This is a genomic window from Pirellulales bacterium (assembly GCA_019694435.1).
In the GTDB taxonomy this organism is placed as follows: domain Bacteria; phylum Planctomycetota; class Planctomycetia; order Pirellulales; family JAEUIK01; genus JAIBBZ01.
Map to the genome: position 1 here is coordinate 21,015 of JAIBBZ010000002.1, position 16,373 is coordinate 37,387.

Here is a 16,373-nt window from a genome sequence, read left to right on the forward strand (position 1 = left end):
CCATGCAAAAGCGCGAAAAAATCCTGGCGGGGCTCGTCGGGGTGACGCTCCTGGTGGCCGTCGGCCCGTCGGTCTTCGACACCGTGCTCCAGCAGCCGCTCGACCAGCGCCGCGACAAGATCGCCAAGCTCGAAAACGACATCGCCAAAAAAACGCGGTTGATCGATCGCGCCAAAGCGGCCAACCGGCGCTTGCAGGCCTGGGAAGAACAGTCGCTGCCGACCGATACGGCCCGAGCCCGATCGGCGTATCAGAACTGGCTCTTGGAGCTGGTCGAGAACGCGGGCTTTGGACGGCCCAACGTCGACTCGGGCGAGATCGTCAACAAGCCGGGCACCTATGCCAAGATTCCGTTTACCGTTCGCGCGCAAGGCACGCTCGAGCAGCTCACGCGGTTCTTGCACGCCTTTTACAGCGCCGATCACTTGCACCAGATCCAACGGCTGGGCATCATGCCCATCTCGCATTCGAACGACCTGGAGTTGTCGCTGGCGATCGAGGCGCTGGTGCTGCCGGGCGGCAGCCGCAAGGAGCAGCTCAACCGCAAGCCGTCGAACCGTCTGGTCGGTACGACGATGGACGACTACGAGCCCATCCTGCGGCGCAACCTGTTCGGCGAGGGCGGCGCCAGCTCGTTCGACGCGGCCGACTATGCCTTTTTGACGGCCATTCTCGACGTCAATGGCGCGCCCGAGGCCTGGCTCACCTTGCGCACCACGGGCGAAGTGCTCAAGCTGCACGAAGGCGACGAGTTCGAGGTCGGCCAGTTCCGCGGCCGCATCGCCGAGGTGCTGTCGCAGGATATCGTCGTCAAGTCGGACGACGAGCGCTGGCTGTTGACGCTCGGCGAAAACCTCAGCCAGGCCACGGCCCTGCCGCCGGAATTTTAGGCGGCGGCCAGGCTCGGCTCCGCGACCGGGGGCCGCAGGCACGTCAATCCTGCCATTCGCCTGCGATCAGTTCGCCAGCGCGGCGCAGCAAAGGTACATGCATGACCGTTGCCGGGTCGAGCAGGAGCACGCGATCCGGCGCGGCGAGTTCGATCTTCAATTGTGCGACTTCGGCGGCGACCTTGTCGGTTACCTCCTCCAAGGTCCTCAATTCGTCTTCTAGTTGCTGGCCATGAGTCGTATCTGGACCGACCGTGTCCAGCTTTTTTCGTAGCGAGGCGATTTCCGAGCGATTCTTCTGCAAGACATCTTCGAGCTTCGTGTACTTCATGTCCTTGACGAGCCGTTCCTGGCCGACAACCTCTTTGAGATACGCCCGGACGACACCATCGACGATCGTCCGGATCGCCGTCGGGTCGTCACCGGCCATCGTGACACGCATCAATTGACCGTCGCCGGGGAACTCGGCCTTGATGTGCGCACGGAGAAACTGGACCTGGTCTTTCTGCGCTTTCAGCAGCGGCAACTGGCCCAGCCTCGGATCCCTCAGGGCAACGTTGAGCACGAAGGGGTTTGTGACCATCACGGTTTGTGAATGTTTGAACCGTTGGAATTCGTCGACGGGGACGCGCTCGAGAAACAGGACAGCCGGCGGCGTCAGCTCTGCACGCAGCCAGCTTTCAGCCTTGTAGGGAGGGCCATAGTGAAACTTCGCGCCGGCGGCGACCATGCCGCTCACGAAGATGGCTACGGCCAACAGTAACCAGCTCGACCAGCGCAGCACCGTGTGAGTTGTCGACATGATTTGCCGCCCTCGAGGAGTTGACCGGATGGCACTGCGAGGTGCCGTGTGTCTGAAGCCTGTCTGGACCCCCGGCGAGCCGGTTGGGGGGTGGAAACGACTCGCCGGGGGCCTCGCAGCGTCGGGCGCTCGCCGTGCCCCCTGCCCGTTTCCTAGCGGCGAGTCAGACGTTCCCACAGCCCGCGGTCGCGCGCCCGGGCCGGACTGAGCAATCGCACGCGATCGGGGGCATCGAGTTCGACCTGGAGCGAGCCCACCTGCGCCGCAAGCCTGGCGTATGTTTCTTCAAGCTGGTGCAGCTCGGTTTGCTTTGCCAACAACGCTCCGGAATTCTTCGTCAGCTGGGCGACCTGCTCCTGCATCGCGGCCAGCCGCTCGTGGCCGCGCCTGAGAGCGTCTTGGCGCAGTCGCAGCTCGACGCTGTAGTTATCCAGCTCGTTCTGCGCCTCGGTAACCAACGCCTGCTTTTCCAGAGCGACCAACTCGGCTCGTGCAACAGCGCGCAATTGCTGCTTTTCGTCTTTTAGTTGTTTGATCCGCGCCCGATGCGTCTCGATGACGCGCTTCGCTGCGATGGAGTCGACTCGGCTGGACGATTCGCGACCGTCGAGCTGCACGGTCAGGTCGGTGAGCTCTTTTTCGAGTAACGCATAGTCGGGATTGTCGCGTAACCACGCGGTTATCTTCTGGTCGTCGATGGAAGGCTCTTTCGAATTCGCCGTGTCCAGTTTTGATTGCGATCGCCCGATCTGCAGCTCCAGGTCGTTGACGTGCCGTTGAGCGACGATGAGCTCCTCGTGGGCCGCCAACAGGTCGCGATCGAGGGCTGCGAGCTTGCGCCGCGCCGCCTCGCTCGAACCGGAACCGGTCGCCGCGGCCAACCTTTCGATCTTGTCCCGCATCGCCGTGATCTCTTCGAGGTTCTTCCGCAGGACGTCGTTCAACTTGGTCAGCAGCGTGCCCTTGACCAGCCGTTCCTGGCTGATCACTTCCTTTTGATAGGCCACGCAGACCGCACCGACGATCGCTTCGAGCTGCTGGGGGTCGCCGCCGCGCATCGCGATGCGCATCAACATCCCGTCGTCGGGAAACGTGACCGAGAGCTGCTCTTGCAGAAAGGCAACCTTGTCCTTTTGTGCCGCGATCGCTGGCAGCCTGGCCACCTCGGCGTTGCGCAGCGCTGCTGCCAGCACCAGCGGCGTGCGGATCAAGCTCGCCTGCGAACGGCAGTAGATCTGGAACTCGGCCGGGTCCATGGACGGGTCCGTCGCCGCGCCGGGCGGTGACGGCTCGATCCGAAACCAGGCCACGGCCTCGTGCGATTTGTCCAGCGGCATCTCCCCGCCGGCCAGCCAATAGCCGCCCAGGAATGCCCCAGCGACGGCGAAAATCAGCAGCGCCAGCGTCGACAGACGCACCCGGCCGCGCCGGTTGCCTGCCCCGGAGGCGTGAGTAAGCCCGCTGCGGACGGAGGGCCGATCGATGTGGTGGGTCCCGATAGCTCGGACGCGGGGCGCAAGGCGATGGGCCATGGCCGATCTCCTCAAGTGAGTCACGTGGTCAGGTCAACCGAAAAATCAGCGCAACACGACGACAGCAAACTGTCCGCACGGTTGCGCCCGGTTGCCCGAGCCAGACGACGGGACCCACCCCGCATGGCGCGAAAGTTAAGCGATGAAGGGAGGGAGAATCAAGAAAATTCCGCCGGGCTTTCCCATCCTGGCGTTAAGTGCCAAACAAGACCGACAAAATTTGACGGGCCGAGAAAGAACCCTTTATACTGCCGAGGTTTGGCGCTATGCGGCGCCCTGCCCTCGCCTGGCCCCCTGCCCACCTGTTGCGGAGCGCAACCATGCTTGTCATTCCCGGCCGCACGACGAAGGACACCTGCGACGGCATCACGCGGCGCGAACTGCTGCGGATCGGCGGGCTGGGCACGATGGGCATCAGCCTGGCCAATGTCTTGCGCCTGCAGGCCACGGCCCGCGCCAGCGAAGGCGGTCAGCAGACCGGCGGTCCCGGTTGGAACAAGGCCAAGAGCGTGATCCTCGTCTACCTGCAAGGTGGACCGAGCCATTTGGATCTGTGGGACCCGAAGCCGAACGTGCCCGACAACGTCAAGAGCATGTTCGCGCCGATCGCCACGAAGGTGCCGGGGCTGGAAGTCACCGAGCTGATGCCGCGGCTGGCCGAGGTCGTCGATCGCGCGACGATGATCCGTTCGATGAGCTATACGCCCATCGGTCTGTTCAACCACACGGCCGCCATCTACCAGATGCTCACCGGCTACACGGCCGACAAGGTCAGCCCGTCGGGCCAGTTGGAACCGCCGAGCCCGAAGGATTTCCCGAACGTCGGCTCGAACATCATCCGGCTCAAGCCGCCGGCGGAGCCGATGCTGCCGTTTGTCATGCTGCCGCGGCCGTTGCAAGAGAGCAACGTCGTCGGCAAGGCAGGCACCGCCGGGTTCCTGGGTCGGGCGTACGACCCTTACTATCTCTACCCGCCCGGCGACGACATGGACATGAACAAGATGGACCGCGTGCGGGTCGACGACCTGCAGTTGCGGCCCGAGGTCAGCTCCGCCCGGCTCGAACGCCGTGCGCGGCTGCGCGACCTGATCAACGACGGCATGCCGGCCGTCGAAAAGGCCGTGAAGAAATACGACGTCGACGCGTACTACGATCAGGCCTTGGGGCTGATCATCTCGGGCCGTGCCCGCGAGGCTTTCGATCTGACCAAGGAATCGAACGAAACGCGCGAAAGCTATGGCCGCAACACGTTCGGGCAGAGCTTGCTGCTGGCGCGGCGCCTGGTCGAGGCCGGCACGCGGTTCGTCGAAGTCAACTGGCCGAAGATCGCCAACAGCGACAACCACTCGTTCGACGTCCACACCGGGCTCTCGCAACGCATGAAAACGCAGTGCGCCCCGATGCTCGACGCGGGCCTGGCCGGCCTGATCGCCGATCTCGACCAGCGCGGCCTGTTGGACGAGACGCTGGTCGTGGCGGTGGGCGAATTCGGTCGCAGCCCGAAGCGCGGCGTCAGCACCTCGGGCAACAACAACACCGACGACGGCCGCGACCACTGGCCCTATTGCTACACGGCCGTGGTGGCCGGGGCGGGCGTGCGCCGGGGTTTGGTGTATGGCAAGTCGGACGCGACCGGCTCGGCCCCGGTCGAATCGCCGGTCCACCCCTGCGACCTGCTGGCCACGATCTATCACAGCGTCGGCATCGTGCCGGACACGGTGGTCTACAACCACCTGAACCAGCCCCGCGAGCTGGTCAAGGGGAACGTGATCTCGGGCATTCTGGCCTAACGCGCCGCTCAAACAAGGCCGAAAACCGCCCGGGCGGCCGGGGGCTTCGGCCTTGGGCTTTGCTAGCTTCAAGCGCCGTTTTGCGCTGGGCGGTAACTTGCACGGGCGCCCGCCGCGTTCCACAATGTGCGCCGCTGTGGAGCGTGTAAATTCCCCGCGCAACTTTGCGCATGATCCCCAAGTTTCAGTGGAGAGTACGAGTATGTGGCGACAAGCGAACGCCGGGTTGGCGCTGGCGTTGGTGCTGATCGTGGGCGTGGGCAACTGGGCCGGCGCCGAAGAAGGCGACAAGCCTGAAACGATCACCGACGTCTCGAAGGCCGGGCCCGACTATCAGATGCAAGGCGAATACGAAGGCGCCTTCGACATCGGCGACGGAAACACGCAGAGCTTCGGCATGCATGTGATTTCCCTGGGCGACAACAAGTTTCATGGCGTGGGCTACGTGGGCGGCCTGCCCGGCGCGGGCTGGGACGGCTTCACGCGGATCGAGGTCGACGGCGAGCTGGCCGACGGCGAGGTCAAGTTCATGGCCAACGAAGGCAGCGCCACGCTCAAGGACGGCGAAGTCATCGTCGCCGGTCCCGACGGCGCCGAGATCGGCAAGCTGAAGAAGGTCGAACGCAAGAGCGAAACGCTCGGCATGGCCCCGCCCGAAGGCGCGATCGTGTTGTTCGACGGCAAGAATGCCGACGCCTGGGAAGGCGGCAAGGTGGCGGACGGCCTGCTCAGCGGCGGCTGCAAGAGCAAGCAGAAGTTTCAGGACTTCACGCTGCACGTCGAATTCCGCACGCCGTACATGCCCTCGGCCCGCGGCCAGGCCCGCGGCAACAGCGGCGTCTACGTGCAGGATCGTTACGAAGTGCAAGTCCTCGATTCGTTCGGCCTGGAAGGGTTGAACAACGAGTGCGGTGGCATCTACTCGCTCAAAGATCCGCGCGAGAACATGTGCTACCCGCCGCTCACCTGGCAGACGTACGACATCGACTTCACCGCCGCCAAATTTGACGGCGACAAGAAGACCGCCAACGCGACAATCACCTGCCGCCACAACGGCGTGATCATCTACGAGAACTACGAGCTGCAGAAGGAAACCCCCGGCGGCCAGCCCGAAAGCGCCGCGGCCGGGCAGATCCAGTTGCAGGACCACGGCAACCCGGTCGTGTACCGCAACATCTGGATCGTCGAAAAGAAGTAGTCGCTCGAGCGACTGAATGCATCGGTGACCTGTTGCCGGCGCCGGGCGGCGCCGGCAACAGGTCTTTTCTTTGGTCGCCATTCGAACCGGAGCCAGGGCCTGTCATGACGCGCGGCATTGCGATCTGTTGCATCTTGAGCGTCGCGCCTGTCGCTGTGGCGGCCGAGCGCGTGCGGCCGATCACCGACCCGGCGCAGGCCGGGCCCGACTTTGCCGTGCAAGGCGAATACGCCGGCCAGCTCGACGACGGCCGCAAGCTGGGCGTGCAAGTCGTTGCACTCGGCGGTGCGAAATTCGATGCCCGGGTGTTCAACGGTGGTCTGCCGGGCGCAGGCGCCGAATTGCCCGCGTATTTCGGTGCCCACGGCGAGACGGTCGACGGCACCACGACCTTCGTCAACCAGGCGGCCACGTTCAAGATCTGTGATGGCCGACTGGAATGGTTCGAGAGCGGTCTGAATTCGCTGGGCACCTTGTCGCGCGTCGAGCGCCAAAGCCCAACGCTCGGCCAGGCGCCACCGGCGGGGGCGCTCGTCCTGTTTAACGGTACCGACGCCGCCCAGTTCAAGTCGGGACGCATGCTGCCCAATCAGACGATGCCCGCCGGTAGCGTCACGCGCCCGTTGATGGGCGACGGTACGCTGCACATCGAATTTCGCACGCCGTTTATGCCCCAGTCGCGCGGTCAGGACCGCGGCAACAGCGGCGTGTATTTGCAGGCCCGGTACGAGGTCCAGGTACTCGACAGCTTTGGCCTGCTGGGCCTCGACAACGAATGCGGGGGCCTCTACGGATTCAGCGCCCCGAAGGTGAACATGTGTTTGCCGCCGCTCACCTGGCAGACGTTCGATATCGATTTCACAGGACCGCGGTTCGACGTCGCCGGCCAAAAGACGGCCAACGCGCGGATCACCGTCCGCCACAACGGCGTCGTCGTGCAGGACGGCGTCGAGTTGCCGCACGAAAGCGGGTTAGGTCAGAAGGAATCGCCCGAGCCGGGACCGCTGCAATTGCAGTTTCACATGTGCCCCGTGCAATTCCGCAACATCTGGTGGCTCGAGAAGACGGCGCCGTAGCTGCCCGTGGCCGGCCAAGGCCGCGCTGCCTGTGGGTTCAAACCGTCACGTGGTCGGCCAGGGCAATTCGTTCGCCGATCGGCGGGTGGCTGTGAAACAGGAACACCTCGACCGGGTGCGGGTCGGGATCGTCCTTGTTGAGCCGCGCCAACTTGTGAAACGCCGCGCGGTAGGCTGCGCGATCGCGCGTGCGCACCAGGGCATATGTATCGCATTGCCGCTCGAACCGGCGGCTGAGCACGTTCTGCACCGGCTCGAGCACCAGCGAGAACAGCGTCATCAAGAACATCACCAGGGGCAGAGCCGCGATCGGCAGGCCCGTACGATAAAACTCGGTGCCGCCCAGCCACGCCGCGAGCCCCCGATCGCAAAGCCACAAGCCCAGGCAACTGGCTCCCGCGCCGAAAGCGATCAGCTTAGGGATGTGGCGATGGACATGGTGGCCAATTTCGTGCGCCAGGATGACGTCGATCTCCTCGGGCGCGAAACCATCGAGCAGCGTGTCGCCCAGGATCACGCGCCGCGTCTGGCCCAGCCCGGCGAGCATGGCGTTGGCCTTGACGGTGTCTTTGCTCATCGCCATCCGATAGACCCCTTCGATCGACAAGCCTGTCCCTTGTGCCAGGCGACCGAAACGTTCGACCAGCTCGCCGCCTTCGAGGCGTTCGATCGTATAGAACAGCGGCAGGATCAGCACGGGCACCAACTGTCCCAGAAGCACGCTGACGGCGAAGAACACCGCCGCCGCGACGAGCCACCACATGGCGCCGGCGATCGAGACGATCGCGTAAAGCCCCGCGAACATCAACAGGCCGAAGACCAGCGTCAGCGTCACGCGCTTGGCATATTGCTGCCACCAGCGCAGGGTCGATTGCTGGCTGAGACCGAACCGTCGTTCGACGACCAGCCCGCTGTAGAACGACAGCGGCAGCGACACGGCAAAATGGCCCAGCACGATCGCGCCGAACATCGCCATGAATCGCAGTACGAGTGAGTCGGTCCGCGCAATCAGCCAGGCGTCGAGCGGCGCACCGAAGCCAAAGGCCGCCACGGCCAGGTAGCCGACGTCGAGCGCCTTGTCGGCCAGCTCGCAGGCCAATTGGATGCGGCCGTATTCCCGCGCCTCGGCCAGTTCTTCGAGCGTCTGGCCCGTTTCGATCGTCTCGCTCGCCTGCGGTGCGCTCATGGCTTGACGGCCACCCAGGTCCAGTGGCGGTCGCTCGTCGCCGCCACCGTCTCGGGCCGGGCGCCAACCTGTGCGACGAGTGCGCGGATTTCGTCGAGCGTCAGTGCGGCGTGCAACGATTCTTCGAACAGCTGCTGCTGGCGCGGCGTGCACGTGCCCGCATGCGCGACCACGAGCTGCCGCAGCGCCGTTTCGTCGCCGGGCCGCATCAGGTCGCGAATGAACACGCGCCCGCCGGGCGCGGTTACGCGCCACGCTTCGCGCAGCACGGCGATCGGATCGGGAATATGGTGGATCAGACTGTTGGAAATGACCGTGCGGAACCGGCCGTCGGCGTAGGGCAATGCCTTGGCGTCGGCGATCCACAAATGCACCCGATCGACGAGATCGGCCAGTACCACGTTGGCCTGGCCCAAGTCGAGCATCTCGGCCGACATGTCGAGGCCCCAGAGGTGCACGGCGGGCAGCGCTTGGGCCACGAGGACGGCCAGTTGCGCAGGCCCCGTGCCCAGATCGAGCACGTCACTCTCGATCGGGCCGGAGGCGAGCAGTCCCTCGACGAACCACCGGTTCGGTTCGTCGTGGTCCATTTCGGCGTATTCGCGGGCATCCTCCTCGGTGTCCATGACCTCGGGTTCGAGGATCCGCTCGATCATCGGCCGCCGTCTCCGCAGGAGTTAGGACGCCACACTTACTTACCGATGGCCCGATGCACCGCCTCGGGGTCCGGGCCATGGGGCAGCGCCGCGAGAATCCGATCGAGCAGGGCGGGCTCCGCTTGCACGTGGATCGTGCGATGGACGTGCCCCAGCGACTCGCCCTGCTTCAAGGCCCGGGTCGGCGACAACGTCTCCAACTCGTAGAAGCCGCCCAGCGACTCGGCCCCCGGCTCGGTGGGCCCGTCGTTGTAGCTGTTGACGACGTCACCGGTGTACGGGTTGACTTGCGGCAGGTTCCAGAGATTGTTGATGTACGCGTGCTTCGTCGGGTCGGCCGGCACCGAAAAGATCACCAGCGTCAGCACCTGAGCGTCGAGATCGAGCGACGCGATCCACGGCAGCGCCCGGGCCTGGCTGATGCCGATCTTCGAACGGAATTGGGCGTCGGCCTTGAACAGCACCACGCCGTCGAGGATTTTCAGGCGATCGGCCGGCGGGTTGAAGAAGTAGCTCGAAGTCACGATCGGCTCGTGCGGCAGCGGGGCCTCGCGATAGGGCACGATGACCCAAGTATGGGGCCCCGGCCGGAACTGCCCCAGGCACCAGATCGATACCAGCCCCGTGGCCTCGTGCAGATCCTTGCCAGCGTTGGTGACGGTGTTGTCGGTTTCAAAGCCGACGTAACGCACGCCGGGCTGGACGAGCAACTCGCCGAGCTGCGGCCCGCACAGGGCCGAGCATTGTGGCACCGACAACATGCGCACGGTGCGCACCACCTTGAAGGCCAGCGGCGTGTTGAAATAGTTGCGCAACTGCAGCGCGCGGGTCAGCCGCAGAAAGGGCGCCGACTTTTCACGGCTCAGGTCGAACGCTCCTTCGTTCAAGCCCGGCGGCGTCTGCCACTGGGACAGGATCTGCGGTTTGCCGGGCTGAAAGTACAGGGAAAAGGGCCCCGCCTCGGGCGACAGCCAGAAGCGATCTTCGCCGCCGAAGTTGTTAAACGTCGTGTCGCTCTTCTTACTGCCGGCGATGTACGTCTGGATGAATTCGCGGTTCACCCAGCCCAGGCTTGGGCCATCGAGCCCCCCGACAGTGCTCGTCATCACGCGACCCTGGTATTCCGGGCAGACGGCCACGCGTGCCTGTTCGCCTTCGGTCAGTTCCTCGACGGTGGTGAACTGGCGGAGAAACTCGATGTCTTGGCGGTAGGTGGGCGGATTTTCGGCTGCCATGCTGGCGGACCCTTCGACAAGGACAAGCACCGCAGCGATCAAACCGATCTGCGTTGCGATTCTCCGAACGAAGCGAGACATGCGTGGAATTCCCTCGTGGGGGGAGCGCTTGGGACGTGCCGCGGGGAAGGCACTCCGCCGCAATCTAGCGGCCGGCAATCCCCGTCGCAAATGCTTGACAGCAAAGTTGTTGGCTTTGTGCCAGGCAAGTAGAATCTTAGGGGTCTGCGGAACAGACAACCTTCGCCGTGGCTGGTGCGCGAGGCGCCCGGCGCGGACTGGATCGATGAGAGGCACCGGGTCCTACGGCCCAGCGGGAGCGCGAATGCTGCAATACGACTTTGAACGCAGTGTAGGTTACTGGATTTTTGCCACCGCGCATGAACTGGCATGCGCCATGAACGAAAAGCTCCAGTCGATGGGCATTACCTACCGGCAATGGGAGGTACTGGCCTGGTTGTCGTTCGAGCAGGGCTTGTCGCAAACCGAGCTGGCCGAGCGCATGGGCATCGAATCGCCGACGCTCGTCGGCGTGCTCGATCGCATGGAACGCGACGGCTGGATTCAACGCGTGCCCAGCGAGACCGACCGCCGCAAGAAGATCATCCACACCACCGACAAGGTTGAACCGGCCTGGGCCCAGATGATTCAATGCGGCCTGGAAGTGCGCAACAAGGCGACTGCCGGGCTCAGCGAGTCACAGCTCGACTCACTGCGCGAGATCCTCAACACGATTCGCGACAACCTCTCGATCGGGCCCATCTCGCGCAAGACCAAGAACCGCGAAACATCCAGCCCGGTTGAACCCGTTGCCGAGGCGGGTGGTCAATAACCCTGCGGTGAGCGCTGGTTTTCCGCAGTGAAGGCGTGTTGCTGGGACGACGCCTTTGGCACCTGCAGGTTCGGGCGTGGTGCCAAATTGCCCGGGGGGAAAGGGTCCAGTCGCTGCGGCCCTGGACTACAATAGGTTCGATGATCGTCCAGCCTGCGCTCCGCACTCGTCTGTTGGTCTTGCTGTTGGCCGTTGGGCCCTGCGCCGGGGGTTGCGCGCGCCAACAGGCGGAGAAGCCGTCTAAGCCCCTACCCCACGTCAAGGTTGCACCGCTCCATCGCGGCCCCGTGGCAGCGCGGGTATCGACGGTGGGCACGATCGTCGCCGTCGAGCGCAGTCGCGTCGCATCGAGGGCCGGCGGCCAGGTCGAAGAGTACCCGCTGCGCGAGGGAGCCGCGATCCAGGCCGGCGACATGCTGGCCAAGCTGCGCACCGAAACCATGGAGATCCAATTGGGGGCCGCGCGGGCCCTGGCCCGGCAGGCCGAGCAGGAATACACGCGGCTCCAGGCAGGCTACCGGCCCGAGGAGATCGCGGCGGCCGAGGCCCGCATGAAGGCGGCCCAAGCCGTGGCGTCGCGTAGCACGAGCGATCTGGAACGGAAAAAGCAGCTCTTCGGCCAGCACACCATCTCGCAGCAAGAACTCGACGACGCCACGTTCGAAGAAAGCCGCGCCGCGCAAACCTTGGCCGAGCTGCGTGCCGATTTCGAGATGAAACGCAACGGCTATCGTCCCGAGGAGATCGAGGCGGCCCGCGCGGCGAGCGATGCCGAGCAGCAAAAGGTGCTCGAAATCGAGGAAGAAATCCGCAAGCGGACGATCCGCGCGCCGTGGTCGGGCTACCTGGTCGAGAAGCTCGTCGACGTCGGCGAATGGGTCACCGAAGGTGGCACCGTGGCGACGCTCGTGAATCTGGACGAGGTCGAGGTCGAGATTAACGTCGACGAGCGGTGGATCAACCTGGTGCAAGTTGGCGGCGAAGTGGCCGTCTTGCTCGATGCCCTGCCTGGAGCGACGTTCGCCGGCAAGGTGCGCACGATCGTGCCGCGGTCGAACTGGGAACAAGGCAGCCGCAGCTTCCCCGTCATCGTACGGGTCAAGAACGAACTGGCCGACGGCCAGCCGCGGCTCAAGGAAGGCATGGTCGCGCGGGTCGAATTTCAGGGGCCGTCGCACGCCGCGATCCTGGCGCACAAGGACTCGATCGTCCGCGCCAGCGGCAAGCCGATCGTGTTCGTCGTCAAAGGGGAAGAAGTTCGCGGCGTCGAGGTGGTCGAGGGATTGAGTGAAGGCGAATTCATCGAAATCACCGGCGACGTGCACGAGGGCGACGTCGTCGTGACCGAGGGGGCCGAACGCGTGCGGCCGTTCGAAAAAGTCGTCGTCCAACAGGCGCCCGCGGCCGACAGCCCGCGGGTGGCCAAGGAGCCGGCCAACGCGCCGCGCGCGCCAGAAGCGGCCGGCAGCTAGTCGTTTAGTCGTTCACATCACTGCTACTACCTACCTGCGTGCGGCGCCGCGCGTGAGAAGACCACGCCGCCCTGCAACCGCGGGCGACCACCAATGCTACTTTCCGACTACTCGATCGATAATCCGGTCAAGGTCGCCGTCGGCGTGGTGCTGGTCGGTTTGTTCGGCGCGCTGGCGTTCGTGCAGATTCCCGTGCAGCTCACGCCCGAAGTGGTCAAACCGACCGTGGCGGTCATGACGTTCTGGCCCGGCTCGAGCCCCGGCGAAGTCGAGACCGAGATCATCGCCAAGCAGGAGGAGCAACTGCAGGACGTCGAGGGGATGATCGATTTTCGCAGCACGTCGGGCTACGGCTTCGGCGAAATCGAGATGGAATTCGCCGTCGGCACCGATTTGAACGCGACCCTGCTGAAGGTGAACAACAAGCTCTCGCAGGTGCGTGAAAAGCCTGAGGATGCGGACGAGCCGATCATTCGTTCGGTCAGCGCCAATTCCAGCTCGATTGCCTACATCAATCTGGTGCCGGCACCGCCTTCGCACGCTCAATTGCAGGCCCTGGTGCGCGAACACCCCGAGTTGGCCGACCCCGTCGCGCCGCTGCTGGCGCAACAGGTGGTCGATGTGCCGACGGTTTACCGGCTGGCGCGCACTTACCCGGCCGTGCGCGAGTTGCTCAAGAACGATCCCCGCGTCAACTCGCTACGGACGTTTGCCGAGGATGAGCTGGCCGCGCGCGTCGAGCGCGTCGAAGGGGTGGGCGAATGCGAAGTGTACGGCGGCAGCGAGCAGGAGCTGCGCGTGATTTTCAATCCCGTGAAGCTGGCCGCCCATCGGATCACGCTGGGCGAGCTGCGCGCGGCGCTGGCAAGGGAGAATACCAATGTCTCGGCGGGCGATCTCTGGGAATCGCGCCGCAGTTACGTGATTCGCACGCTGGGGCAATTCGCTTCGGGCGACGAGGTGGGCAGCGTCATCGTGGCGCAGCGCGACGGCGCCCCGGTCTATGTGCGCGACCTGGCCCGGGTCGAGCTGTCGTCCAAGAAGACGCTTGGCGTGGGCCATCAACGCGGCGTCGACATGCTCACGCTGGCCGTCAAGCGCCAGCAGGGCGCCAACGTGATTCGCGTCATGGAAGGCGTTCGCGCCGCGGTCGACGAGCTCAACGCCGGGCTGCTCGCGTCGCGTGGGCTGTACCTGATGCTCAGCTACGACGAGACGGTCTACATCAACTCGGCCATCGGCCTGGTGACCGGCAATTTCTGGGTGGGAGGGCTGCTTTCCGTCTCGATCCTACTCGTGGTGCTGCGCAATTGGCGGGCCACGCTGGTGATTTCGCTGGCGATTCCGATTTGCGCCATCGCGACGTTCCTGGTGATCCGCATGCTGGGGCGCTCCATCAACGTCGTCAGCCTGGCCGGGATGGCGTTTGCCGTCGGCATGGTCGTCGATAACGCGATCGTCGTACTCGAGAACATTTTCTCGCGCTACCAGAACGGCGAACGCCCGCGCGTCGCCGCTAGCCGCGGAACAAGCGAAGTCTGGGGCGCCGTGCTCGCCAGCACCGCCACGACGGTGGCCGTCTTTCTGCCCGTGATTTTCATCCAGGAGGAAGCCGGCCAGTTGTTCCGCGATATCTCGATCGCCATTGCCGCGGGCGTCGCGCTGAGCCTGGTCGTGTCGCTTACCGTCGTGCCGAGCGCCACGCGCTGGTTGCTGGCGGACAAGCGAGTTCCTACCGCGCGGCCTGCTGCAGTGTCGAAAGCCACCTGGTATGGCCGGTTGATCGATCGCTGCGGCAGTGCGGGCAATGCCGCCATTCTGCGGATCGCCAGTCAATTGACGACCGGCCACTTGGGCTGGTTCGGTTCGGTGTTGTTCGCCGCCATGTTCGGCCTCGGTGTCTGGGGCTGCTTGCCACGGACTCGAACCCTGCCCGGGGCCGAGCCGCCGTTTCCGCCCGTGGCCTGGCCCTGGATCGCGGCGGCCGTGGTCGCCGTGGGCATCTTTGTGGCGATGCTGCGCGCCTGGCCGCGGTTGTCGATTGCGATCTCGACGTTCGTGTTGTGTGGCGGTGTCACGCTGATGCTCTTGCCCGACGCGGAGTACTTGCCCGAGGGGAACAAGAACCTCGTGTTTGCCAGCCTGTCGCCGCCGCCGGGGTACAACGTCGACCAGCTCTTGGCCTTGGGCCAGACCGTCGAGTCGCGGTTGGAGCCCTACTGGGAAGCGAAGCCGGGCACGCCCGAGGCCGCGCGGCTGACCGATGGCCCGTTGATTGACAATTTCTTCCTCGTGGCCCGCGGCGGACGCATCTTCATGGGCGCCCGCGCCGTGGTTCCCGAGCAGGCCAAAGACCTGGTGCCGCTGCTGCAGCGCGCCACGCAAGGCTTGCCGGGAGTCATGTCGTTCGTCAGCCAGGCCAGCTTGTTCGAGCGCAACCTGGCCACGGGCCGCACAATCGACATCGAGATCACCGGACCGAAGCTCGAACAGCTCGTCGACCTGGGACGCAAGGTGATGCTCGGCGTGCAAGAGATCTACCCGGTGACGACCGAGACGAGCGTGCAGCCGATTCCTAGCCTTGACCTGGGCACGAGCGAGTTGCACATCCGCCGGCACCCGGAAAAAGCCGCGCAGTATGGCGTCAGCACGACCGAGTTGGGCTACGCGATCGACGCGCTGAACGACGGCGCATTTGCCGGCACCTATTGGCACAACGGCAAGGAGATCGACCTGGTGCTCTACGGCGATGCCGAGTACAGCCGCCGCACGCAGGACATCGCCGCGCTGCCGTTGGCCGCACCCAACGGGCAGTTGGTTCGTGTCGGCGACGTGGCCGACGTCCGATTGCAGCCGGGCGCCGAGTCGATCTTGCGGATTGACCGCCAGAAGGCGATCACGATTCAAGTGCGGCCAGGCAGCAGCATTCCGCTCGAAACCGCCATGCGACGGATTCAAGCCGAGGTGGTCGACCCCTTGGTCGATTCGCCCGAGGCCCAGGGTGGCTTGTACCGCTTCCGCCTGGCCGGTACGGCCGACGATCTGCGCCAGGTGCGCGGGATTCTTTGGTGGCGCATCGGCCTGGCCGTATTCATCACCTTCTTGCTGATCGCGGCGCTGTACGAGTCGTTCCTGTATCCCTGGGTGATCATGGTCAGCGTGCCGCTGGCGGCCGTCGGCGGCGTGGTCTCGCTGTGGCTATTGAACCAGTTCGTCGTGGTCAAACTCGACGTGATTACTATGCTCGGCTTCGTGATCCTGACCGGGACCGTGGTCAACAATGCGATCCTACTCGTCGAACGTGCGCTGCAATTGATTCGTTACGAGAATTGGGACTATCGCGAAGCGGCCCTCGAGGGCGTGCGCTCGCGCATCCGGCCGATCTTCCTGACCGCGGGAACGACCGTCTTGGGCCTGGTACCGTTGGTCGTCTCGCCGGGCGCCGGCAGCGAGTTGTATCGCGGGCTGGGCTGCATCGTGCTGGGTGGACTGTCGGTTTCGACGCTGTTCACCTTCTTCCTCGTGCCGGTGCTGTTTTGCCTGGCTTACGAATTTAGAGTACGGTGGATCGGACCCGAGCGCCCCGCGGCGGCCGAAGACTACGAGCCCTTGGCCGTGCCTCACGTGGCCCTGGGTGCGCCCGGCGAACTCGCCGGCGCACTGCGGAGCCCGGTCATCGAATAAGGCAATCGCCGGCACAGGCG

Annotated in this window: 12 protein-coding genes; 7 read left to right on the plus strand and 5 right to left on the minus strand. The window is 64.8% G+C overall.

Features of this window, described 5'->3' with window-relative positions:
* The first annotated feature begins 2 nt into the window (after positions 1–2).
* Positions 3–890: a hypothetical protein gene (locus K1X74_02265; protein MBX7165151.1), complete on the plus strand. Its 888-nt coding sequence runs from the start codon at positions 3–5 to the stop codon at positions 888–890.
* A gap of 43 nt (positions 891–933) precedes the next feature.
* Here K1X74_02265 and K1X74_02270 read toward each other — a convergent pair whose 3' ends face one another.
* Positions 934–1,692, minus strand: a complete 759-nt coding sequence (locus K1X74_02270) for a hypothetical protein (GenBank protein ID MBX7165152.1) — start codon at positions 1,690–1,692, stop codon at positions 934–936.
* 152 nt (positions 1,693–1,844) lie between these two features.
* Entirely contained in the window at positions 1,845–3,110 is a 1,266-nt protein-coding gene (locus K1X74_02275; protein MBX7165153.1) for a hypothetical protein, read from the minus strand.
* A gap of 434 nt (positions 3,111–3,544) precedes the next feature.
* Between K1X74_02275 and K1X74_02280 the strand changes: the two genes are divergently transcribed.
* From K1X74_02280 to K1X74_02290, 3 genes are all read left to right on the plus strand, one after another.
* Positions 3,545–5,014: a DUF1501 domain-containing protein gene (locus tag K1X74_02280; protein MBX7165154.1), complete on the plus strand. Its 1,470-nt coding sequence runs from the start codon at positions 3,545–3,547 to the stop codon at positions 5,012–5,014.
* A 202-nt stretch (positions 5,015–5,216) separates the two neighbouring features.
* Positions 5,217–6,212, plus strand: a complete 996-nt coding sequence (locus K1X74_02285) for a DUF1080 domain-containing protein (GenBank protein MBX7165155.1) — start codon at positions 5,217–5,219, stop codon at positions 6,210–6,212.
* A gap of 104 nt (positions 6,213–6,316) precedes the next feature.
* On the plus strand, positions 6,317–7,288 hold the full coding sequence (locus K1X74_02290) for a DUF1080 domain-containing protein (GenBank protein MBX7165156.1): 972 nt from the start codon (positions 6,317–6,319) through the stop codon (positions 7,286–7,288).
* Positions 7,289–7,325: 37 nt separating this feature from the next.
* Here the strand turns inward: K1X74_02290 and K1X74_02295 are convergent, their stop codons facing one another.
* From K1X74_02295 to K1X74_02305, 3 genes are read right to left on the minus strand one after another with little or no spacing between them, the layout of a single operon-like run.
* Positions 7,326–8,474 carry a M48 family metallopeptidase gene (locus tag K1X74_02295; GenBank protein ID MBX7165157.1) on the minus strand — a complete coding sequence of 383 codons (1,149 nt, stop codon included), beginning with the start codon at positions 8,472–8,474 and terminating at the stop codon, positions 7,326–7,328.
* Positions 8,471–9,130 carry a class I SAM-dependent methyltransferase gene (locus K1X74_02300; GenBank protein MBX7165158.1) on the minus strand — a complete coding sequence of 220 codons (660 nt, stop codon included), beginning with the start codon at positions 9,128–9,130 and terminating at the stop codon, positions 8,471–8,473. Before K1X74_02300 ends, K1X74_02295 begins: the two co-directional genes overlap by 4 nt.
* Before the next feature lie 35 nt (positions 9,131–9,165).
* The gene (locus K1X74_02305; protein ID MBX7165159.1) at positions 9,166–10,365 is read right to left on the minus strand and encodes a hypothetical protein; all 1,200 of its coding nucleotides are present in this window, start codon (positions 10,363–10,365) and stop codon (positions 9,166–9,168) included.
* Between the two features lie 325 nt (positions 10,366–10,690).
* On the opposite strand from K1X74_02305, the gene K1X74_02310 reads away from it, so the two are divergent.
* From K1X74_02310 to K1X74_02320, 3 genes are all read left to right on the plus strand, one after another.
* Entirely contained in the window at positions 10,691–11,197 is a 507-nt protein-coding gene (locus K1X74_02310) for a MarR family transcriptional regulator (protein ID MBX7165160.1), read from the plus strand.
* A gap of 308 nt (positions 11,198–11,505) precedes the next feature.
* A complete protein-coding gene (locus K1X74_02315) occupies positions 11,506–12,669 on the plus strand; it encodes an efflux RND transporter periplasmic adaptor subunit (GenBank protein MBX7165161.1) in 1,164 nt (387 codons plus the stop codon).
* 93 nt (positions 12,670–12,762) lie between these two features.
* The gene (locus tag K1X74_02320) at positions 12,763–16,353 is read left to right on the plus strand and encodes an efflux RND transporter permease subunit (protein ID MBX7165162.1); all 3,591 of its coding nucleotides are present in this window, start codon (positions 12,763–12,765) and stop codon (positions 16,351–16,353) included.
* Positions 16,354–16,373 lie beyond the last annotated feature (20 nt).